The sequence below is a fragment of the Pseudomonas sp. GW822-FHT04C11 genome (genome assembly GCF_058800905.1).
Genome location: NZ_JBXAMS010000021.1, coordinates 72,457 through 92,147, shown reverse-complemented (window position 1 = coordinate 92,147; position 19,691 = coordinate 72,457). Strand labels below are relative to the sequence as shown.

19 protein-coding genes and 1 pseudogene are annotated in these 19,691 nt (G+C 58.7%); 10 read left to right on the top strand and 10 right to left on the bottom strand.

Annotation, left to right across the window (positions count from 1 at the left end):
- Nucleotides 1-7: 7 nt before the first annotated feature.
- The 4 genes from AC1RJ3_RS26625 to yghX all read left to right on the top strand — a co-directional run bounded on the left by AC1RJ3_RS26625 (nucleotide 8) and on the right by yghX (nucleotide 4,825).
- Nucleotides 8-1,042, top strand: a complete 1,035-nt coding sequence (locus tag AC1RJ3_RS26625) for a Rieske 2Fe-2S domain-containing protein (RefSeq protein WP_493081410.1) — start codon at nucleotides 8-10, stop codon at nucleotides 1,040-1,042.
- 29 nt (nucleotides 1,043-1,071) lie between these two features.
- Nucleotides 1,072-2,031: a PDR/VanB family oxidoreductase gene (locus AC1RJ3_RS26620; protein WP_347929848.1), complete on the top strand. Its 960-nt coding sequence runs from the start codon at nucleotides 1,072-1,074 to the stop codon at nucleotides 2,029-2,031.
- Between the two features lie 389 nt (nucleotides 2,032-2,420).
- Nucleotides 2,421-3,650: a hypothetical protein gene (locus AC1RJ3_RS26615; RefSeq protein WP_493081408.1), complete on the top strand. Its 1,230-nt coding sequence runs from the start codon at nucleotides 2,421-2,423 to the stop codon at nucleotides 3,648-3,650.
- 287 nt (nucleotides 3,651-3,937) lie between these two features.
- A complete protein-coding gene (yghX, locus tag AC1RJ3_RS26610) occupies nucleotides 3,938-4,825 on the top strand; it encodes a YghX family hydrolase (RefSeq protein WP_493081406.1) in 888 nt (295 codons plus the stop codon).
- Between the two features lie 70 nt (nucleotides 4,826-4,895).
- On the opposite strand, the gene AC1RJ3_RS26605 is transcribed toward yghX, so the two are convergent.
- Together AC1RJ3_RS26605 and AC1RJ3_RS26600 are read right to left on the bottom strand one after the other, a co-directional pair.
- Nucleotides 4,896-5,471: an antibiotic biosynthesis monooxygenase gene (locus AC1RJ3_RS26605; RefSeq protein ID WP_054597058.1), complete on the bottom strand. Its 576-nt coding sequence runs from the start codon at nucleotides 5,469-5,471 to the stop codon at nucleotides 4,896-4,898.
- Nucleotides 5,472-5,548: 77 nt separating this feature from the next.
- Entirely contained in the window at nucleotides 5,549-6,193 is a 645-nt protein-coding gene (locus tag AC1RJ3_RS26600; RefSeq protein ID WP_054597057.1) for a hydrolase, read from the bottom strand.
- A 176-nt stretch (nucleotides 6,194-6,369) separates the two neighbouring features.
- Here AC1RJ3_RS26600 and AC1RJ3_RS26595 point away from each other — a divergent pair, with 176 nt between their 5' ends.
- On the top strand, nucleotides 6,370-7,263 hold the full coding sequence (locus tag AC1RJ3_RS26595; RefSeq protein WP_493081403.1) for a LysR family transcriptional regulator: 894 nt from the start codon (nucleotides 6,370-6,372) through the stop codon (nucleotides 7,261-7,263).
- Between the two features lie 30 nt (nucleotides 7,264-7,293).
- Here the strand turns inward: AC1RJ3_RS26595 and AC1RJ3_RS26590 are convergent, their stop codons facing one another.
- Nucleotides 7,294-7,908 (bottom strand): DJ-1/PfpI family protein, encoded by a 615-nt coding sequence (locus AC1RJ3_RS26590; protein WP_493081401.1) that lies wholly within the window; start codon nucleotides 7,906-7,908, stop codon nucleotides 7,294-7,296.
- Between the two features lie 112 nt (nucleotides 7,909-8,020).
- Here AC1RJ3_RS26590 and AC1RJ3_RS26585 point away from each other — a divergent pair, with 112 nt between their 5' ends.
- A complete protein-coding gene (locus tag AC1RJ3_RS26585) occupies nucleotides 8,021-9,355 on the top strand; it encodes an aminotransferase-like domain-containing protein (protein ID WP_493081399.1) in 1,335 nt (444 codons plus the stop codon).
- Between the two features lie 40 nt (nucleotides 9,356-9,395).
- Here AC1RJ3_RS26585 and AC1RJ3_RS26580 read toward each other — a convergent pair.
- The 3 genes and pseudogenes from AC1RJ3_RS26580 to AC1RJ3_RS26570 form a co-directional block, all read right to left on the bottom strand.
- Nucleotides 9,396-9,581: pseudogene (locus AC1RJ3_RS26580) on the bottom strand (IS66 family transposase); the annotation flags it as partial.
- A gap of 77 nt (nucleotides 9,582-9,658) precedes the next feature.
- The gene (locus tag AC1RJ3_RS26575; protein ID WP_081013800.1) at nucleotides 9,659-10,318 is read right to left on the bottom strand and encodes a LysE family translocator; all 660 of its coding nucleotides are present in this window, start codon (nucleotides 10,316-10,318) and stop codon (nucleotides 9,659-9,661) included.
- Between the two features lie 174 nt (nucleotides 10,319-10,492).
- Nucleotides 10,493-11,410, bottom strand: coding sequence for a LysR substrate-binding domain-containing protein (locus AC1RJ3_RS26570; RefSeq protein ID WP_493081397.1), 918 nt, complete (start codon nucleotides 11,408-11,410; stop codon nucleotides 10,493-10,495).
- A 210-nt stretch (nucleotides 11,411-11,620) separates the two neighbouring features.
- Here AC1RJ3_RS26570 and AC1RJ3_RS26565 point away from each other — a divergent pair, with 210 nt between their 5' ends.
- From AC1RJ3_RS26565 to scpB, 3 genes are read left to right on the top strand one after another with little or no spacing between them, the layout of a single operon-like run.
- Nucleotides 11,621-12,910 carry an MFS transporter gene (locus AC1RJ3_RS26565; RefSeq protein ID WP_493081395.1) on the top strand — a complete coding sequence of 430 codons (1,290 nt, stop codon included), beginning with the start codon at nucleotides 11,621-11,623 and terminating at the stop codon, nucleotides 12,908-12,910.
- A 34-nt stretch (nucleotides 12,911-12,944) separates the two neighbouring features.
- Nucleotides 12,945-14,201: a CaiB/BaiF CoA transferase family protein gene (locus tag AC1RJ3_RS26560; RefSeq protein WP_493081393.1), complete on the top strand. Its 1,257-nt coding sequence runs from the start codon at nucleotides 12,945-12,947 to the stop codon at nucleotides 14,199-14,201.
- The gene (gene scpB / locus AC1RJ3_RS26555; protein ID WP_493081391.1) at nucleotides 14,198-14,998 is read left to right on the top strand and encodes a methylmalonyl-CoA decarboxylase; all 801 of its coding nucleotides are present in this window, start codon (nucleotides 14,198-14,200) and stop codon (nucleotides 14,996-14,998) included. The genes AC1RJ3_RS26560 and scpB overlap by 4 nt, the downstream gene beginning before the upstream one ends.
- 42 nt (nucleotides 14,999-15,040) lie before the next feature.
- Here scpB and AC1RJ3_RS26550 read toward each other — a convergent pair whose 3' ends face one another.
- The 4 genes from AC1RJ3_RS26550 to AC1RJ3_RS26535 all read right to left on the bottom strand — a co-directional run bounded on the left by AC1RJ3_RS26550 (nucleotide 15,041) and on the right by AC1RJ3_RS26535 (nucleotide 18,045).
- Nucleotides 15,041-15,271, bottom strand: a complete 231-nt coding sequence (locus AC1RJ3_RS26550) for a hypothetical protein (RefSeq protein ID WP_493081389.1) — start codon at nucleotides 15,269-15,271, stop codon at nucleotides 15,041-15,043.
- A 264-nt stretch (nucleotides 15,272-15,535) separates the two neighbouring features.
- Nucleotides 15,536-16,252: a class I SAM-dependent methyltransferase gene (locus tag AC1RJ3_RS26545; protein ID WP_054597049.1), complete on the bottom strand. Its 717-nt coding sequence runs from the start codon at nucleotides 16,250-16,252 to the stop codon at nucleotides 15,536-15,538.
- A 171-nt stretch (nucleotides 16,253-16,423) separates the two neighbouring features.
- Nucleotides 16,424-16,915, bottom strand: a complete 492-nt coding sequence (locus tag AC1RJ3_RS26540) for a DUF2269 family protein (RefSeq protein WP_054597048.1) — start codon at nucleotides 16,913-16,915, stop codon at nucleotides 16,424-16,426.
- A 2-nt stretch (nucleotides 16,916-16,917) separates the two neighbouring features.
- The gene (locus tag AC1RJ3_RS26535) at nucleotides 16,918-18,045 is read right to left on the bottom strand and encodes a saccharopine dehydrogenase family protein (RefSeq protein ID WP_493081386.1); all 1,128 of its coding nucleotides are present in this window, start codon (nucleotides 18,043-18,045) and stop codon (nucleotides 16,918-16,920) included.
- Nucleotides 18,046-18,250: 205 nt separating this feature from the next.
- Between AC1RJ3_RS26535 and AC1RJ3_RS26530 the strand changes: the two genes are divergently transcribed.
- The gene (locus tag AC1RJ3_RS26530) at nucleotides 18,251-19,669 is read left to right on the top strand and encodes a M15 family metallopeptidase (protein ID WP_493081384.1); all 1,419 of its coding nucleotides are present in this window, start codon (nucleotides 18,251-18,253) and stop codon (nucleotides 19,667-19,669) included.
- Nucleotides 19,670-19,691: the final 22 nt, after the last annotated feature.

Here is a 19,691-nt window from a genome sequence, read left to right as displayed (position 1 = left end):
ATAAGAAATGACTATGAATACAACCGTCGATCCTGCCGAAAACCTCTTGGCCAATGGTTTGAAGAACCTTTGGTTCCCGGTCCTGCCATCCGATCAGTTGGGCGAAAAACCAGTGTCGATCCGTCGACTGGGCTACAAAATCGCCTTGTGGCGCGACAACGACGGCAGCGTCCATGCCCTCGAAGATCACTGCCCGCATCGCGGCGCGCCATTGTCCCAGGGCCCGGTGCTGGGCGATCGCCTGCAATGCCCTTATCACGGCGTCGAAGTACGCTGCGACGGCACCGTCACCAAAGTCCCCGGCAGCCCGGGATGCAAGCTCGAAGGCAGCCGCCCGACGCGGATGTTCCACACCCGTGAAGCCGCCGGCGCAATCTTTCTCTACAACGCTGCCGAACCGCACGTCGACACTCCGCCGGAACTGGTCCTGCCCGAGCAACTGACCTCCCCTGAATGGAGCAGCTTCGTTTGCTACACAGAGTGGAAAGGCGACTACCGCTACGTCATCGATAACGTCATGGACCCGATGCACGGCACCTACCTGCACAAGATGTCGCACTCCATGAGCGAAGGCGAAGCTACTGCCAAGTTCGTCACCCGCGACACGGACAATGGTTTCTTCTTCGAGAAGGAAGGCCAGCGCGGGGTGAATTTCGACTGGACCGAGTTCATGGACAATGGCTGCCATTGGCTGCGTCTGGAAATCCCTTATCCGAAAACCGGTGGCCCGGGCGGCAACTTCACCATCATCGGCAGCTACACGCCGAGCAGCCGTTCGTTGTCGGCGGTGTTCCACTGGCGTTGCCGTCCACTGACCGGCTGGCAGCGCGACACCTGGCGCTTCCTCTACAAGAATCGTCTGGAAGAACGGCACTGGGCAGTGCTGGAACAGGATCGGGTGTTGCTCGAATTCATGGAGCCGGACGCCAACCAGCGGGAAAACCTCTACCAGCATGACCTCGGTGTGGTGCGTCTGCGTCGCTACCTGAAAAACGCTGCCAAGGCCCAACTGGAGTTGATCGACGCGAAGCAGTTGCCATGAATCTGCCTATTGTCGAAAAGAGGTGAACGATGTCCCATTCCTCCCCCCTCACCGCGCTCGTGCATACCTTGCGCTACGAAGCCGAAGGCATCATCAGTGTCGAGTTGCGGCCGTTTGGCGACACGGTGTTCGCCCCGTTCGACGCCGGCTCGCACATTGACCTGCATCTGCCTAATGGTTTGGTGCGCAGTTATTCGCTACTCAACTCGCCGACCGACCAAGGCCGTTATGTGATCGGTATCCTGCGCGATCGCAACAGCCGTGGCGGCTCCGAATACGTGCACGGGCACTTGCGAGTCGGCATGCAACTGCCGATTTCATCCCCGCGCAATAACTTCCAGCTCGACCTGAGCGCCAGGCACAGCGTACTGGTGGCCGGCGGTATCGGCATCACGCCGATCTACTGCATGTTCCGCCAGCTGCTGGCACTGGGAAAATCCGCCGAGCTGATCTACTGCGCCCGGTCGCGGCAGGAGGCCGCGCTGGTGGAAGAGCTCAGTGGCCTGAGCGCCAACGTGCTTTACCACTTCAACGACGAAAAGGGCATGCCGCCAGACCTGAGTGCCTATCTGGCGGATCAGCCCAGCGACACGCACTTCTATTGCTGCGGTCCAACGCCGATGCTCGATGCGTTCGAAAGCACCTGCGAAGGCCTCGGCTATCCCCATGCGCATATAGAGCGCTTCGCGGCGGCCGAACTGCCGCCGTCCGAAGACGCGCAGAGCAGTTACAGCGTCGAGCTGAAAAAATCCGGCAAGACGCTTTCGATTGAGCCGGGTTTGAGTTTGCTCGACGTGTTGCTTGAGGCGGGCTGCGACATTGAGCACAGCTGTCGCGAAGGGGTTTGCGGTTCGTGCGAAACACGGGTTCTGGAGGGCGATATCGACCACCGCGATGGCGTACTGACCAAAGCCGAGCGCGCGGCGAATAAATCGATGATGGTGTGTGTATCGGGATGCAAGAGTCGGCGACTGGTACTTGATCTATAACACCGGGTTCAACTTTATCGAATAAACAGGCCGACATTTTTGTCGGCCTTTTTTATGGACGTGAAATAAAGACGCACAACAATGTGCAGTTTCGTTACCCCCTGAGGCCTACGTTTCACGGGCAACACAAAAAAACATGTTCCACGTATAAACAATTGTTTTTATTGAAATTATTACCTGCAACGGAAGAAGTCGGCAGTTGGCATAATTTCTGCTCTATCCCCCATAAGTTTATAGGCTATACGCCGTATTACCCATGAAACAGTAAAACAAAAAAAACGCACTCACTACCGCAACACTCGACGTCATCCGCCCATTGCCACATTAAAGGCAAGCGGGAAAGTGTTGCCGATCATTGTGCAGTGCTCAACTTTGCAGGAGAGTTCAATATGAAGAATTACGTTATATGCCTGGGGCTGATGATGACCAGTTGCGTCAGTTTCGCAGGCGAACCCGGTCCTGCCTCGCCGGAGACGTCGAGTACCGCTAAAAAGCCGTTTCCGCATATCGCCTGGCGTAGCGATGATGGCGAAAGTAGCCTGGATATCGGCGGTGCCCTGCGGACCAACTACCGCGACGAACATTGGACCACCACTGAAAACAATGGCCGGTTTCTCTTCGACACGTTCCGCCTCGATGTGCAAGCGACCTACAAGAACCTCTTCAGTGATGTCGGCTACTGGTTCCAGGATGACGGCAAACGCTCCGTCGATCGTGGCTTCGTCGGCTATCGCCTGAACAGTAATTCAAACCTGCAAGTGGGCGCACCGTTCAAGCCGTTTGGCCTGGAACCGTATCCGCAGTTTGGCTGGAGTTATCACCTGCCCTTTTTCATGGGCTATGGCGTAAGCGCCGGCTCGGGTTTGAAGTACAGCTACAAGGATAAGGACTGGGATGTGCAACTCGCGTATTTCCCACGGATGTTGCCTTCCGACATTCGCTACTCGCCGGAAATCGGGCGTTTCGCCGACCTCAAGGACAATGCGATTCCCGCCATCCAGTCACGCCAGGACAACGAAAAACACAACCAGGTCAACGCCCGCGTCGCGCGCACCTTTGTCAACGATGGCTGGAAAACCGAAATCGGCGCGTCACTAGCCGCCGCCCAGCTGTACAACGCCACCACCAAAGAAGACGGCGACTACTGGGCCGGCGGCATTCACGCCATCATCAACGCAGGCCAATGGACCGTCTCCACCCAGGGCATCCGCTACGAGTACGATCCGAAAAACCCGGCCGGTGTCAGTAACGACTCAGTGCTGATGGGCGGTAACGGCCTGACACCCGCGTACCTGATTGCCGCCAAAGCCACCATTGCTTCGCTGAACGTCAGCTACGACATCCTCACGCCCAAACTGGGTCAGTTGAAAAAGATCAAGCTGTACAACGACTACAGTCGCCTGAAGAAAGACCAGAAAGGTTGGGACGACTCGCAGATGTACACCGTCGGTGCGCAGTTCCTGGCCATGCCGATCATGGCCTGGGTCGACCTGACCTGGGCGAAAAATGCCAACCCCTATGGCGGTGCGGAAAACGGCTCCGGCTTTACCAACACCAGTTCGATCGGCAGCAATGCCTGGTATTACCGGACCAATGTCAACATCGGGTATTACTTCTGACTATTACTGCATCTGCTGCAGCAATGAACTGCAACTGCCCTGACTAGTGCTTATGCATTGACTCTTTAGACTCCCGATACGACCAATGTGTATCTGGAGTTCCAAATGGTTAGCACCGTGACAATTCAGGAAACTGGCGGGCCTCAGGTTATTTGCGCAAGGCGCGCCATGGCAGTTGCTTGAGCCGTAGGGTTTGGTTGCCGAGCTGCAACATGGGCGAATTATTGTCTACGCTGCATTGCTGGACATCACAGTGACAACCCGGTTGATTCAAAGGGAGCGCACAGATGAACCGTCTTACTGCAAAAGATTTTGCCCCTGAACTGCTGGAACTCTACGACTACTACGCCCACGGCATGATCAACAGGCGAGAGTTTCTGGATCGGGCGGTGTTGTTCACGTTAGGAGGTTTAACGGCCAGCGCACTCCTCGCCGCCCTGAGCCCCAACTATGCGCTCGCCGAGCAGGTGCCCATTACCGACCCGGACATCATCGCCGAATACCTCACCTATCCCTCACCCAAGGGACACGGGCACGTCCGTGGCTATCGGGTGCGCCCGGCGAAAGCCAGCGGCAAGGTGCCGGCAGTGGTGGTCGTGCATGAAAATCGCGGGCTCAATCCCTACATCGAGGATGTCGCCCGACGGCTGGCCAAGGCAGGATTCATCGCCCTCGCCCCCGACGGCCTGACATCGGTCGGAGGTTATCCCGGCAACGATGAAAAGGGTCAGGAACTGCAGCAGACTGTCGACCCTGAAAAGCTCATGAATGACTTTTTCGCCGCCATCGAGTGGCTGATGAAGGATGACTCGACTACTGGAAAAATCGGCATCGTCGGGTTCTGTTATGGCGGTGGCGTCGCCAATGCCGCGGCCGTGGCCTATCCAGAATTGGGTGCTGCCGTGTCCTTTTATGGCCGCCAGCCGAAGGCTGAAGAGGTCATCCGTATTCAAGCACCTCTGCTACTGCACTATGCCGAACTGGACACGCGGACCAATGAAGGATGGCCCGCCTTTGAGCAGGCGTTGAAAGCTGCCGGCAAGACTTACGAAGCCTACATCTACCCTGGCGCTAACCATGGTTTCCATAACGACTCCACGCCTCGATACGATGAAGCCGCCGCCAGGCTTGCCTGGAGCAGGACGCTGGATTGGTTCCGGCGGTACCTGGCTTAGCGTTGAAAACGTCCGCAACACGAGAACTTGCGCACGGTCAGTGAGGCGTTGCACCCGGCAGGAACCTCGCTCAGGAACCGGATCGCGGCTGCAGCCACTTTCCAAACAGACGTGTCACCCGAGGCATGAACACGTAGACCACCAACAGCACAATGCTGGCCGTGATCAGCACATTGCCTTGCACATAGCCGCCCAGCCAGGGCACCCAGCCAAACAGCGGTTTGAACAGCATCGGCACCAGAAAGCTCAGGGGCAGGATGACCAAAAAGGTCACGCAGGCCTGCTTCCAGCGCGGTGGGGGCGGTGCAGCCTCATCAGTCGGAGTAAACCAGAACTCACGGTCGGCCTTGACCTCGGTCTGGTCGCCATCCGCGAGCAATGGCCGCGCCTCTTCGACCAGCTTGCGGCGATCCTCGGAATCGAGCCAATGCTGCAACTGTTCGGTCGTGGCGAAGCGCAGCACGCTGGTGAACTGCGCCAGCCCCTGGCTTTGTCCGCGCATCACATCAATGCCCAGATGCCCTGGATACGTGCGCGCTATGGCGATGGTGTGACGCAACCAGTTTTCATACGCCTCATCCCCACCCTTTTTGACCCGATGGCGCACCAGCAGTGTGACCACGCCTTCCGACAATTCGATGTTCATGACTGACTCTCCGAGCATGCCCCCTGGCAGTGACGGCGCAGCGAACTGCGCCGTTGAGCAACGGTATTTTTCGCGGCTCACTTGACCTGACGTTGCGGCGCCTTGTGCACCATGGTGTAAGCGTAATCCACGCCCATGCCGTAGGCACCACTGTGCTCGCGCACCAGGTCCATAACTGCGTCGTAAGTCTCTTTGTGTGCCCAGTCGCGCTGGTACTCGAGCAACACTTGCTGCCAGGTCACCGGCACCGCACCGGCCTGAATCATCCGCTGCACCGACATGTCGTGCGCTTCTTTGGTTGTCCCGCCCGATGCGTCGGTGACGATGTACACCTCGTAGCCTTCGGCCAGCGCTTCCAGAGCCGGGAAGTTCAAGCACACCTCAGTCCAGAGCGCGGCCATGATCAGCTTTTTGCGACCGGTGGCCTTCACCGCTTCTACCAGTTTTTTATCTTCCCAGGAGTTCATCGAGGTGCGCTCGATGGGCTGATGATCGGGAAACACACTAAGCAATTCCGGCCAGATGTAGCCGCTGAAGCTTTCGGTTTCGACCGACGTCAAAATGGTCGGCACGTTGAAGATCTTCGCAGCTTTGGCCAGTGCAACGGTGTTGTTCTTCAAGGTCTGACGATCGATCGATTGCACGCCGAAGGACATCTGCGGCTGGTGGTCGATCAGGATCAGAGCGGAGTTGGTTGGGTTGAGCAATTCACGAATAGACATGGCGTGTTCCTTTTGATGTCGCTGTTCTGGATAGATGGGTTCGTTTGGCTGCAAGGCTCGGTGCGTACTCCGGTTGGAGGTGATGTGCTACCGGCTTGGAACCTAATGTAATTTCTGGATAAAACCGAAACAATTACCTAAAATGCATAATCATTATTTCCAAAACAGGGACAATCTTGGACCGGATCGAATGCATGCGTGCTTTTGTCGCCACCGTCGGAGCAAACGGCTTCGCCGCCGCAGCCCGAGCGATGGATGTGCCACGCTCAAAAGTCAGTAAACAGATTCAGGCGCTGGAAGAGGCCATCGGTGTGCAGTTGCTGCAGCGCACGACGCGCAGCCTGCACCTGACCGAGGCCGGCGCGGAGTACTACGAAGCGGCCCGCGAAGTGATCGCGTCCGTGGACGAAGCCGAGCAACGGGCGCGTAACGGCATTGGCGAGCTACGCGGCGTGCTGCGGGTCAACGCGCCGATGTCGTTCGGTCTGCGGCGGCTCGGGCCGTTGATCCCGTTGTTTCATGAGCAGCATCCGAACATTGAGCTGCAACTGGTCCTGAGCGACCAGCAGGTCGACCCGGTACGCGGCGGCTTCGATGTGACCATCCGCATCGCGAGCCTGCCGGACTCCTCCCTGGTGGCCCGACTGTTGGCGCCCGCTCCGCGGATCATGGTCGCCTCCCCGGCCTATCTTGAGCGCGCGGGTACACCGCAAACGCCAAAGGACCTGAGCACCCACCAATGCCTGAATTATGGCTACCTGCAGAGTGGCGTCAGCCTGCAATTGAGCAACGGCCACGAGACGCAGCGCGTACACGTCACCGGTCCTCTGCATGCCAACAATGGCGACCTGCTGGCCCAGGCCGCAGAAGCCGGCATGGGGATCGCCTTGCTGCCGAGCTTCATTGTCGAAGAGGCGTTGGCGGCCGGCAGGCTGGTCGCCGTGTTGTGCGAATGGCAGGCCCCTCCGATCACCATCAACGCGGTCTACTCGTCTGCACATCGGGTTCCGCAGAAGACCCGGGCGTTTATCGAGTTTTTGGTGGCGCAGCTTGCGCAAAAGCCGAGTTGAGTCGGCGGTTTGATTCTCGCTGTAATCGCCTCAAGCAACCTGCCCATCGGGCAGATACGCGGCGATATTGCGCATTGCGCGCTCAACGTACTGTTCTTTTTCCCCGACTGGCGCGACGTAGTGCAGTGCACTTTCTGCCGCTTCGACGCCTTCCAGACGGGCAATGATCCAGGCCGCAAGATAGACCGAAGCGAGGCATCCACCGGCGGTGGCGATGTTGCCTTTGGCGAAGAACGGCTGGTTAAGGACATCGATGCCAGCCGCCTGGACCCACGGTTTCGTCGTCAAGTCCGTGCAGGCTGATACACCCTCCAGCAAGCCAAGCTTGGCCAGCACCAGCGTGCCGGAACATTGCGCGCCCAGGAGCTGCCTCGAGGGATCAAGTTGTAACTGCGCCATAAGGGCGGTATCAGCCACCACCTCGCGAGTCTGCATGCCGCTCCCGACAATCACCGCATCGGCTTCGCTCGCCTCGCGAAGCGTTGCCTGGGATTCGATCACCACTCCGTTCATTGAACGGACACGGGCCGCAGGGCTGGCAATCGACACGCGCCAGCCAGGTTTCTTGATGCAGTTAAGCACGCCGAGTGCGATCAGGGAGTCGAGTTCGTTGTAGCCTTCGAAGGTGAGAATGGCGATATGCATGGTTGAGCCTTCCTGCAAATGTGGCTGGTATCCGCCTGAGGGAGGCGGTTGTACAGGCGCAGGCTATGGCGAATAATTAGTACAATCAAATTATTGTAATGGATACATCTCCATGGCTCGCTCCCGGTATAAATCGTTGGTGGATGCGTTCGCGGCCGACATTCGCGCAGGACGCCTGTCACCTGGAACGCGCCTGCCCACGCACCGGGAGCTTGCGGCCAACGAAGGCCTCGCATTAGCCACGGCGACCCGTGTCTACGCAGAGCTTGAAACAATGGGCCTGGTCAGCGGCGAAACCGGGAGAGGTACGTTTGTCCGGGAGACCTCGTTGCCATCAGGATTAGGCATCGATCAGCAAGCGGTCGCCACCGGTGTTCTGGACCTTAACTTCAACTACCCTTCTCTACCAGGACAGGCAGAACTGCTGCGTGGCGCCTTGCGCCAACTGGCGTCTTCGGGCGATCTGGAGGCATTGCTCCGTTATCAGCCCCATGGCGGGCGACAGCATGAGCGTGCGTCAGTCGCCCGGCATCTCCAATGCCGAGGCTTGAGCGTCAGCGACGAGCACGTACTGATCGTCAACGGGGCTCAACACGGGCTGGCAGTGACTGTCATGGGGCTGCTGCGCCCAGGCGATGTCGTCGCGACGGATGCCTTGACCTATCCCGGTTTCAAAGTCCTCGCCGATACCCTGCGCCTGGAACTGGCCCCCCTCCCTGCTGCAGGCGGTGAACCTGATCTGGATGCCCTGGTTCGACTGTGCCAGAGCCGAAAGGTCCGCGCCGTCTACACCATGCCAACCTTGCACAATCCACTGGGGTGGGTCGCCAGCAAAAGCTGGCGGCAACGCTTGGTGAGCATCGCCCGCGAGCATGACTTGCTGATCATCGAGGACGCCGCCTATGCATTCCTCGCAGAGGACGCACCGCCCCCCTTGGCAGCGCTTGCACCGGAAAGAACCGTGTACGTGACAGGCCTCTCGAAAAATGTCGCCACCGGGCTGCGCGTCGGATTTGTCGCGGCGCCCTCCGCCTGGATCCCCGCTATCGAGAGAGCCATACGCGCGACCATTTGGAACACGCCCGGGGTGATGACTTCAATCGCCTGTCACTGGCTCGACGACGGCACGGTCAATCGCCTGGAGCGCGAAAAGCGTCAGGACGCCGCAAAGCGACAGGCCATGGCCAGAGCCACGTTGACCGACTTGAAGTACATCGGCCATCCCTCCTCCTATTTTCTCTGGCTGCCGTTGGGTGAAGAGGTTCGCGCCGACCAGGTGGCGATGGCGCTGATGCGCGAGCACGTTTCGGTGTCGACTGCGGAACCCTTTGCGACATCTGCCCCTATTCCTCACGCGATCAGGCTTGCGCTCGGCTCGCTGGAACTGGATGCCCTGCAAATTGCCCTCGACACGGTGAAGCGCGTGGTTGACGCTCATTCTTATTGAGGTGGCCAAGCGTCGCTGAACGATGAGCAAGCAGGCCTTATACGGCGCCGTCATCAAGGTAGCGCGACAGCGCTGCCCAGCGTTTCAGGCTGTAATCCAGCGCTCTACTGATAGCTGAACCTTCGAGCACTATATTCCGCTGGAAGATCATCCAGGTGTGCAGCATACCCATCACCGGCATGGCTTTTTCTTGCCGTATTCGATGCCGTAAATTCGGTTCCAGGTCTTAAAGTCGTCAGCTTTCATAATCACCGAGGCTCAGCGAGGCTGGAATCTTGGCCCCGCAACGCCAATACACGGATCCTATTTTTGGCTGAGCGCCGCTATCGATACTCCCGAAGCAACGAAGGTGAGTCCTGCCCCTACGTTCAGGCCATTTACCAGCCGTGGCCTCTGACGCAAAAATCGGGACAGTGCAGTGGCAAATACGCCCATAAGTGCGAATCCCACTGCCGTAAGTGCGGCGAACCATATGCCGTACACCAGCATCTGCACGCTCACTGAGCCGCGTTGTGGGTCTACGAACTGCGGGATAAACGCAAGGACGAAAAAACCAGGCTTCGGATTGAGTGCAGCCGAGAGTAATCCCGTGAGGAAAATGCTCGGCAGTGATTGCCGAGTCGCTGGCTGGAAGCTAATCAGGCTACGAGAGCGTAGGACTTTTATGCCAAGCCATAGTAAATAACCGGCGCCGATAAGCTTGACGACCCAGAAGGCAACTGCGGACGTCTGCATAAGCAAAGTCAGTCCCAGCGAAGCGGTTGCCACATGAAATAGAATTCCCGCCCCAGATGCCATGCCCGATACGATAGCGGCTACCCTGCCCTGACTGAGTCCTCGGCCTACGGCCAGCAGATTGTCCGGGCCTGGTGCGAGAACCAATAGCAAGCACGCGGCAGTATAGGCAAGCCAAATATTGATCGGAAACACGGCATTCTCCTTAAGCCTCACCGAGGCATCCATCCTCATGTAGCGCCAAACTCTGCCCGTACCAGGCGGCAAAGTCAAAGCCACTGCATTTGACAATATGTGCTTGCCGAACGGTTACCGAAATACGTTTGTTTTCCCGCAAAGGACACATGCTCTAAGTCGATCACGACTTCAGGTTATTGCCCGAATCCCACGCAACCGGACTCATCATTGTTCGTCCGCCCACCCCGGGTGGCGTCCAAACGCCTCGAACAGTTCGAAAATGGTCGCCTTGACCTTTTGCACCGCGTTGCTCTGCACGGCGGTGTCTGGCCAGCACAGAGACAGCTCACGGGTGAACAGCCGATGATCGATCCTGGCGAGCTTGAGTTTATGTTGATCCAGTTCAGCATGGGCAGCTGCCCAAGGCAGGATCGTCACGCCCAGCTTTGCCAGAACGGCTGAGAACAGCAAGTCCGTGGAGTTGGCTTCGAACTCGACCTCACAGTGCAGACCAGCCTCTTGCAATGCCGATTCGACTCGACTGCGAATGGTGTTCGGGGCACAGGGCAGCACCAGCGGCATCTTCGCCAGGGCGTCGATCGTCACCGGTCCCTCGGGTAACGGAAACTCCGGCCACGCAATCAGGTACAGCGTTTCGGTGAGCAGTCGCTGCGAGATCATCCCGCGGGTTTCGACCACGTCGACATTCACCGCGAGCGCCACCCGCCCGACCGTGATCAGGCCGCCCAGCTCGGCACTCGGGGCGTCGATCAATTCCAGCTTGATGCCCGGGTAGCGACTGCGGATCGTGCGTGCGAGCGGAATCGCCAACATCCGCGCCGTACTCGACGGCATGCCGACCGAGACCTTGCCCTGCGGGAGTTCGGCGTCCTGACGCAGCAGTTCACGGGTGCCGTCGGCCTGGCGCAGCAGCTCGATGGCATGCCGGTACAGCGTCTGCCCGGCCGCGGTGGGGACCACGCCCTGCACGCTGCGCTCGAGCAATTGCGTGTCCATGTCCCGTTCCAGATTGCGCATCTGCTGGCTGATCGCGGGCTGCGCGATATGCAGTGCCTCGCTGGCGCGGGTGATGTTGCCGCACTCAACCACCTTGATGAAATACCGCAACTGGCGCAGGTCCATGGGGGGGCGTCCAAAGAATCTGACTCTATATAAAAATCCGATGGGACCAAAGGAATTTCATATTTGTAGCTTATGAGATGCGCTGCCTAGACTGATTTCACAATAAACGAAGCGCTGACGGCGTCCCCCGCCTCGCAGCGCCTCAATAGGCCTGATCAAGGTCAATGGGAGATCTTAATGTCCAGAGCATTAACCGCATCAGCAACAAGTGTGAAGCCGATCAAAACACCCCTGACCCGCGAGCAGATTCGCGGCTTCTGGACGGTCTACCTGGGATGGGTGCTGGATGGCGTGGATTCGGTGATCTTCGCCCTGGTTTTGATTCCCGCCCTGACCGAGTTGCTGCCCAACTCGGGCATCACCCCAACCCCCGCCAATATCGCCATGTACGGTTCTCTGCTGTTCGGGTTGTTTCTGATCGGCTGGGGAATGTCGTTTATCTGGGGGCCGCTCGCCGACCGTTTTGGCCGGGTGAAGATGCTGGCAGCCAGCATCCTGGTGTACTCGCTGTTTACCGGGGCCGCGGCGTTCTCGGAGAACATCTGGCAATTGGCGGCGTTTCGACTGATCGCCGGGATCGGCGTCGGTGGCGAATGGGCACTGGCCGGCACCTATGTGGCCGAGAGCTGGCCGGAGGACCGGCGCAAGATGGGCGCGGGCTATCTGCAAACCGGCTACTACTTCGGATTTTTCATTGCCGCGTTGCTGAACTACACCGTCGGCGCAACCTACGGCTGGCGTGTGATGTTTCTGTGCGGCCTAGCACCGGCGGCGGTGGCGATCTACACCGCGTTGAAGGTCAAGGAGCCTGCCCAGACGCACAAGGTGGCGCACCCTGTCGCACATTCCCCTATCACTTCTGCACGCAGTTCGTGGTGGGAAATCTTTGCCCCGGCCTTTCGCCGACGCACGCTGACCAGCTCGGCCCTGGTCGGAGTTGCGATCGTCGGTTTGTGGGCCGGCTCGGTTTATGAAGCAACGGCCGTGGTGACCCTGGCGACTCGCGCAGGCATCGACCATGTCGGCGCTGTGCACCTGGCCTCCATTGGCGCGGCGGTGCTGTCGCTCAGCACTATCCTCGGCTGCCTTGTCGCGCCGTGGCTGGCCGAGCGGCTTGGGCGACGGCTTGCGCTGGGCATCTACTTCGCCGGTATGGCGACGTCGATCGTGGTCGCCTTCGGCTGGGTCTTCTACATGGACGACGGCCTGCACCTGTTCATGGTGTCGCTGGTGTTTCTCGGCTTCTTCGGCGGCAACTTCGCGATTTTCTCGCTCTGGCTGCCCGAGCAGTATCCGACCCGGATCCGCGCCACGGCGTTCGCCTTCAACGCCTCGGTCGGCCGCTTCATCGGCGCCGGGGTCAACTTCCTGCTGGCCGCCGCGATCCACTGGCACGGCTCGCTTGGCGCCCCCATCGCCTGGACCGCTGCGGCCTTCGTGGCCGGCATTCTGATCCTGCCGTTTGCCGTCGAAACCCGTGATCAACCGTTGCCGCAATAAAACCGCAGCGCTCAAACATTCAGTGGAGAACCGTATGCAAGCTTTGCAAGGCGTGAAGATCGTCGACTTGAGTCGCGCACTGTCGGGGCCGTTCTGCACCATGGTGCTGGCGGACCTTGGCGCCGATGTGATCAAGATCGAGCCCGGCCCAACCGGCGACATGAGCCGGACCTGGGGGCCGTTCGACCGTGGCGTGAGCACCTACTATCTGTCGTGTAATCGCAATAAGCGCGGCATCTGCATCGACTTCCGCAATCCCCAGGGGCTGGCCGCGATCCAGCGGCTGATCGATGAGGCCGACGTGGTGATCGAGAACTTCAAACCCGGCACCCTCGATAGCATGGGCCTGAGCTATGAGGTGCTCAGCGCACGCAATCCGCGGCTGATCATGGGCAGTATCAACGCCTTTGGCAGTGACGGACCGATGAGCAGCTGGCCGGGTTTCGATCAGATCGCCCAAGGTTACTCGGGGCTGATGAGCCTGACGGGGTTTGTCGATGGCGACCCGACCCGCACCGGCACGGCCATCGGCGACCTGACCTCGGGCATGTGGCTGGTGACCGCGGTATTGGCCGCCCTGCTGGAGCGCGAACGCAGCGGTTGCGGCCAGCACGTCAGCACCTCGTTGCTGGCCAGCCTGGTCGGGTTGCTGAGCGTGCACGGGCAACGCTACCTCAGCCTCGGCGATGTCCCCCGCCGCACGGGCAACGCCCACTCGGTCATTGCGCCTTACGGGGTGTTCCAGACGCAGGACGGCCCGCTCAATCTGGCGCCGATCACCTCGGCCATGTGGGGACGTTTATGCACGCTGCTTGATTTACCCGCGCTGCCGGACGACCCGCGCTTCGCCACTAATGAAGCCCGGGTCGAGCGACGTGACGAGTTGAAAGCTATTCTGGAAAGCCGCTTGAAAACCCGCAGCAAACGCGTGTGGACCGAGCTGTTCATCGAGGCTGGTTTACCCGCAGGCCCGATCAATACACTCGACGAAGTGTTCGACGATCCGCAGGTGCTGCATAGCCAGCTGACCCGGACACTCATGCACCCGACACTCGGCGCGCTGCGCCAGGTCGTGACCCCGGTGTTCAGCGCGACCGACGCCGCAGAACCTGCGCCCGGTGTCAGTCAGCGACCACCGCCGCTGCTCGGTGAACACACCCTCGAAGTCCTGCGCGAAGCAGGTTTCGACACGGCGTCGATCAACGCGCTGCTGGCCGCGAAAGCCGTGTATCAGGACACCAGTGATTCGCCAGCAATGGCATCCGCACAATCAACAGGAACCGCACAATGATCCCGACGCAAACCTCTTCCGTCACCGTGACCGTCAACATGCTTGATGAACGAATCGGTCGGCTGGTCTTCAGCAACCCCACCCACCGCAACGCCCTCAGCGCACAACTGCTGAACGCCCTCGACGAAAGCCTCGCCGCACTGGCGTCACAACGTATACCGGTGGTGATACTCGGCAGCGAAATCGGCCAGCCCGTCTGGAGCGCCGGCCATGACATCCGCGAACTGCAACACGACCACGACCCGGTTGCCTACGGCAAGCCACTCGAAAAAGTCTTGCGCCGCATCCGCGCCTACCCCGGTGTGGTAATCGCCATGATCTCCGGCTCGGTATGGGGTGGCGCGGTCGACCTGGCGATGAGTTGCGACCTGGTGGTCGCGGATCGCAGTGCGAGCTTTTCGATGACACCGGCAAACATCGGTTTGCCCTACACCACCAGCGGGCTGCTGCGCTTCTTCAACAACCTGCCGATTCACGTATTGAAGGAAATGTTTTTCTGCGCGCACAAGCTCGATGCAGAACGCGCTGAACACTTCGGTGTAGTGAACCGGCTGGTCGATAGCGACGTGCTGGAAGCGACTGCGCTGGAACTGGCACGCACGATTGCCGGCAAAGCACCGTTGGCCATTGCGGCGGTCAAGGAGCAATTGCGCATCCTCGAAGACCTGCAACCGATGCCCGTCCAGGCGATGGAACAAATCGCAGAACTGCGTCGACTGGCGTGCGAGAGCAGCGACTTTGATGAGGGGCTGGCGGCGTTTGCAGAGCGCAGGCCAGCGGTGTTTGGCGGTCAGTAGGACGCTCCGAGGCAGACAATCAAGCCTGGTGAACTACGCGCATCATACGGTTGATTCCCGATGAAAATCACGAGAGCCGACACCCATCGGGAACACCGGTAAAAAACCGAACTCAAGCCATACCGCTGCTTCCAATGTACAGGCCAATGGAGGTAGCGAATGAACAACGGTGCTATGTGTGCTGCCGAACGGAATTTCGAACAACAGTGCCGTACCTTGTATTGGCAATACCCTGGTGTCGCAATCCCGTTCAGTATGAGAGGTGGATTTCATGAGCAGCATCGTCTACATCGTCGGGGCAGTTGTGATCGCCCTGTTTGTCCTGTCGGTCCTCGGGCTTCGATAGATTCGAAGACCATCTTTATTCATCGTTTGTGTTTTATTTCCCTGACGTGGACGTTCGCTTCATCACTCGTCTTTCGATGATGGTACGGGCGTCACTCGCCACACGACGTTACCGATATCGTCCGCAATCACCATCCAATGCTCCCGTTGGCGAGATACGCCTATCGGCCAATAACCGACAATCGGCTCCATTCAGACAGTTTTACACGTCACCCAAGCACCCCAGAAAAGGCTGCTGAAAAAACGAGTAGCGTCTCCGAATCCCGAGTCATGCAGCAGTTTTTGAACTGCCGCCTCGGAGTGTGGAGGGTCTGCGCCTTGAAGGATTTTCCCAAGCTTGACCTTCACTTCATCCGGGCTCGCACCCTGCTGTCGCCACCGTTGCCCCCAGGCAGCAAGCAACAATGGTTGACTGGCATAGGCATATTGATTGCCCGCGACAATCAACGGCGCACCCGGCTTTAGATGAGTCCGAATGGAACGTAGAAGTTGTCGTTTGGCGTCGTCTCCAGCGAGATGATGGAGTACACCGATCAGCGTCGCCGCGTCGTATGACGCGTCCGGTGGCAGGTCGTCAACCTGACCAAGATGCACGTCCGTTCTCTCAAGTAAGTCGTTTGCCTCCAGCTGCTGCGTCGCGGCCTCGATCATCGGCTGAGAGGGATCGACGGCAGTGAAACGCCAACTCGGCTCCAACCTTGCCATTGCAATAATCTCCTGAGCCGTACCGCCTGCACCAACGACCAGTATTCTCGCCGAGTTTGTGTCACCGAGGATTGCCGCCAGCATGCATGCTGCAAGATCGTGGCAGGCGTCATAGCCTGCCAATGCAATACGGCTCTGTCGTCCGTACTCATTGGCCCGTGAGGTATCAAATTTTTCAGCTGCGTTCAGAGGCGATGATTTCAAGGCGATTCTCCATGTCCTCAAATCAAGCTACGCCATGCTCAGCGATAATTAAAATTCATTAATTTTATGCTATCCATTCCCACCAGGAATGTAACGCTTGAGTGATTGCTCGTCTGCCTGGGTTGGTTGCGTCGTTTGGTGATAGCCCGCGTCCGGCATTGCCTCACCCTCCTACCCCATCACTTCAATCAAGTCCCTCGGCGTCATCTTCGTCACCATAATCATCACAATCACGAACATTCCCAAAAACCCCAGTACGCCCATCCAGAACCATTTCCTGTAAACGGATCTGTACTCCTCAGCAAGCCCCACCCCCGTCTCAACCGCGCTCAAGGCCATCATCTGCAGCCGCTTCTGAAGCACCAACACCGGAAGCCACAGCGAGCCCACACACAGGAAGATGATCAGCGACGTCAGAACCCATTCCGTGGTCAGGGGAAGTCCGGCAAGCCTCACCAACAGATAGCCTGTCACGATCTGAATGAAACCTGCCGGTGTGGTAATCCAGGTGTCGAACCGCACGACCATTCTCGCCACATGCGCGATCACTTGAGGATTGGCCGTGCGGCTGGCGGCGATCAAGTAGAGGTAAGACCCCATGCCGAATCCGAACAGGAAAATGGCGGCGATGACGTGGATGTACTTCAGACACAGGTAGAGCATGGTCAGCCCTGCTCGTCAGAGAATTTTACCGACAAGTGCAGATTCGCCGGGTCGTTGATCGCAGCCATGTACTCATCAACGGTGATCTCGCCCACGCAAGCTCGGGCACCGGGCTCGGGCAAGTACCCCTGGACAATTTTTGCGGCCAAGGCAACCGCTGCGCAGCTGGGGATTTCCGGCCCCTTGTCATTCATAGCCGTCAGTTGCACCGTCATGGACAGCGGTTTTGCATCAACATCGATGCCCTGGACGTCGATGTACATTGCACTTTTACCATCACCGAATCGCTCGAACCTCCGGCCCCAGCGATGCAATCTTGCAGCCCATGGCGCAGGGTCCCGAACCAGCCCCGCTCTCATCGCCTGAGCCAGCAGATAATTGGCCACACCGCCGAGTTTCAGGCCTGATCCTGCTTTGAAACTCAGGGTTTTGGCACCATAACGCTGGGCGAATATATCGATGTCCGGCACGTCGACATTGGCCAGGACCCGGGTACCCAGTTGTGGCATCTTGCGAAGCGTCAGGTCCTGCCAGCCCAACACTTCATGCACCTGTCCATTCCTGAGTTGCTTGATCGGTTTACCTGCGTAGGCGAGCACGCCTTCGACGGTCGACAGTCCCGGCATCTTTGCCGAAGATGAAATGCCATGGTCGATCGAGTCGATACGTTTGAAGCGATGTCGGTGTTGGTCGATTATTGCCGACGATAAGGTCGGCACCGAACTGCAACCGCTGAAGATAGCCACTCCTGCACGCTTGGCTTGTGCGTCGAGCGCGCCAATTCCGGTGACGAAAGCACGGCAGTCAGACAGGTCGCAATAGTTCACGCCCGCATCGATACAGCTCTGCGCAACGGCATAGGTCTGCCCCTGAAACGGGCCGCCGGTATGGATGACCAACTGAATACCCATCGAGTCGAGGACGGACTTGAATGCAGTGTCCATGGCATCGCCGCACCAGCTTTCACAGGTGGTGCCCGACTGGGCTTTCAGCTCATCGACTTTGCGCAACAACTTCTGTGAGTCACGCCCCGAAATCACCAGCGATACACCTGGCATCGCAATTAAATGCCGGCAAACGATGCTGCCAAAGTTTCCGTAGCCACCGATTACCATCACCCTGAGCATCATTCATCTCTTCCCTAAACCATTCGATCATGTGGCTAATTCGCCCTGAACATGGACTGGCGCGGAGCTTCTCTGATATCAGATGGCTAGGCAAGCGGCAATGCCATCTACCCAACCAGGCGACTCACCCCGCTAACCCTGATTGAGAAAAAAGGGTACAACCATTAGCCTGCTCTGGATTGAAATCCGGCATCTTTGGAGGCATCGCATGCGCCTGCTGTGCAGAATCAAACCGCTGTGCCTCTCGATGCTAGCCATCATCGCGCCCTGCCTGGCGAGCGCCGAGCCAAGACCCGAGCATATGGTCTATCTGCGGGCGATTGATCCGGGTATCGAGCAAGACATCCGCTATGCCAGCGCCCACAACTTCACCGGACACCCGCTTGACGGCTACGGCGCTGCGGAGTGTCTGTTGTCGCTGGACGCCGCCAAGGCGCTTGCCCGGGTACAAGCGGCGTTGCGCACGCAAGGCTACGGTTTGAAGGTATTCGACTGCTATCGACCCAGCCGTGCTGTTGCCGACATGGGGCGCTTTGCGACGCAACCGGGTGACCCGCGCAAGGCCGAGTTTTATCCCCGCGTAGACAAGCAAGACTTCTGGCATTTGGGCTATGTGGCCCGGGTTTCGAATCACTCCAAGGGCGGCACGGTGGATCTGACGCTGACCGGGCCGGAGGCTCTGCCCGCCCAGACATGGAGCCCCTCGGCGGCGCAAGTCGACTGCGCCGCGCCCTATGAGCAGCGTTGGCATGATGGTGCCGTCGACATGGGCACAGGGTTCGATTGCTTCGATGAACGAGCGCATACCGACAGTTCAACGATCAACGCGACCGCCAAAGAGAATCGCCAGCGGCTCAGCAACGCCATGCAGAAAGAGGGATTTTCCGGGTACTCGAAAGAGTGGTGGCACTTCACCTACACCGGGAATGATGCGCTGAAGAACGTCATGGATTTCCCTATTACGGCTCAGGCGCTGGACACCAGCAACCAGCTGATTGTGGTCACGACAAAAAACTGGACTGATGTCCAGGGGACCGCCCAACGTTACGAGCGGCTAGGGAAAACATTTCAGAAATACGGCGCGCCGTTTCCGGTGGTTGTCGGCAAAAGCGGGCTGGCCTGGGGCAAGGGTCTCGGTGTCGTCGAGCAACGCGAAGGGCCGGTCAAACGTGAAGGCGACGGGAAAGCGCCTGCTGGCCCGTTCAAATTGGGAACCGCCTTTGGCTACGACAGCACGGCCGACACCAGGCTGCCTTACCTTGCGCTGACACCGACCACCGAATGCGTGGATGACAGCCATTCCAAGCGCTATAACGAGCTTGTCGACGGGTCGACGATTGCCAAGGACTGGAACAGCTCCGAACACATGCGTCGCGATGACGACATGTATCGACAAGGCATTGTCATCGAGCACAACACGCCGGCGTCCGCCGACGCGGGCTCGTGCATTTTCTTCCACATCTGGCGTGCCCCTACCTCACCGACGCTTGGCTGCACAGCCATGGACCCGGCAGATATTGCTCACTTGTTCAGCTGGCTGGATCCGCGTCAGTCGCCTCTACTGGTTCAACTGCCCGAAGCGGAGTACGAGCACTTTCGCGAACGCTGGAACCTTCCCCAGCGTTGATATCGCAAACTCAAACTCGAGC

Coding starts and splice junctions, on each gene's coding strand:
- AC1RJ3_RS26560 (WP_493081393.1), top strand. CDS start 12,945: ATGCAAGCTTTGCAAGGCGTGAAGATCGTCGACTTGAGTCGCGCACTG.
- AC1RJ3_RS26540 (WP_054597048.1), bottom strand. CDS start 16,915: ATGCTCTACCTGTGTCTGAAGTACATCCACGTCATCGCCGCCATTTTC.
- AC1RJ3_RS26615 (WP_493081408.1), top strand. CDS start 2,421: ATGAAGAATTACGTTATATGCCTGGGGCTGATGATGACCAGTTGCGTC.
- AC1RJ3_RS26530 (WP_493081384.1), top strand. CDS start 18,251: ATGCGCCTGCTGTGCAGAATCAAACCGCTGTGCCTCTCGATGCTAGCC.
- AC1RJ3_RS26575 (WP_081013800.1), bottom strand. CDS start 10,318: ATGGATGCCTCGGTGAGGCTTAAGGAGAATGCCGTGTTTCCGATCAAT.
- AC1RJ3_RS26605 (WP_054597058.1), bottom strand. CDS start 5,471: ATGAACATCGAATTGTCGGAAGGCGTGGTCACACTGCTGGTGCGCCAT.
- AC1RJ3_RS26590 (WP_493081401.1), bottom strand. CDS start 7,908: ATGCATATCGCCATTCTCACCTTCGAAGGCTACAACGAACTCGACTCC.
- AC1RJ3_RS26550 (WP_493081389.1), bottom strand. CDS start 15,271: ATGAAATCCACCTCTCATACTGAACGGGATTGCGACACCAGGGTATTG.
- AC1RJ3_RS26600 (WP_054597057.1), bottom strand. CDS start 6,193: ATGTCTATTCGTGAATTGCTCAACCCAACCAACTCCGCTCTGATCCTG.
- AC1RJ3_RS26620 (WP_347929848.1), top strand. CDS start 1,072: ATGTCCCATTCCTCCCCCCTCACCGCGCTCGTGCATACCTTGCGCTAC.
- scpB (WP_493081391.1), top strand. CDS start 14,198: ATGATCCCGACGCAAACCTCTTCCGTCACCGTGACCGTCAACATGCTT.
- AC1RJ3_RS26570 (WP_493081397.1), bottom strand. CDS start 11,410: ATGGACCTGCGCCAGTTGCGGTATTTCATCAAGGTGGTTGAGTGCGGC.
- AC1RJ3_RS26535 (WP_493081386.1), bottom strand. CDS start 18,045: ATGATGCTCAGGGTGATGGTAATCGGTGGCTACGGAAACTTTGGCAGC.
- yghX (WP_493081406.1), top strand. CDS start 3,938: ATGAACCGTCTTACTGCAAAAGATTTTGCCCCTGAACTGCTGGAACTC.
- AC1RJ3_RS26625 (WP_493081410.1), top strand. CDS start 8: ATGACTATGAATACAACCGTCGATCCTGCCGAAAACCTCTTGGCCAAT.
- AC1RJ3_RS26585 (WP_493081399.1), top strand. CDS start 8,021: ATGGCTCGCTCCCGGTATAAATCGTTGGTGGATGCGTTCGCGGCCGAC.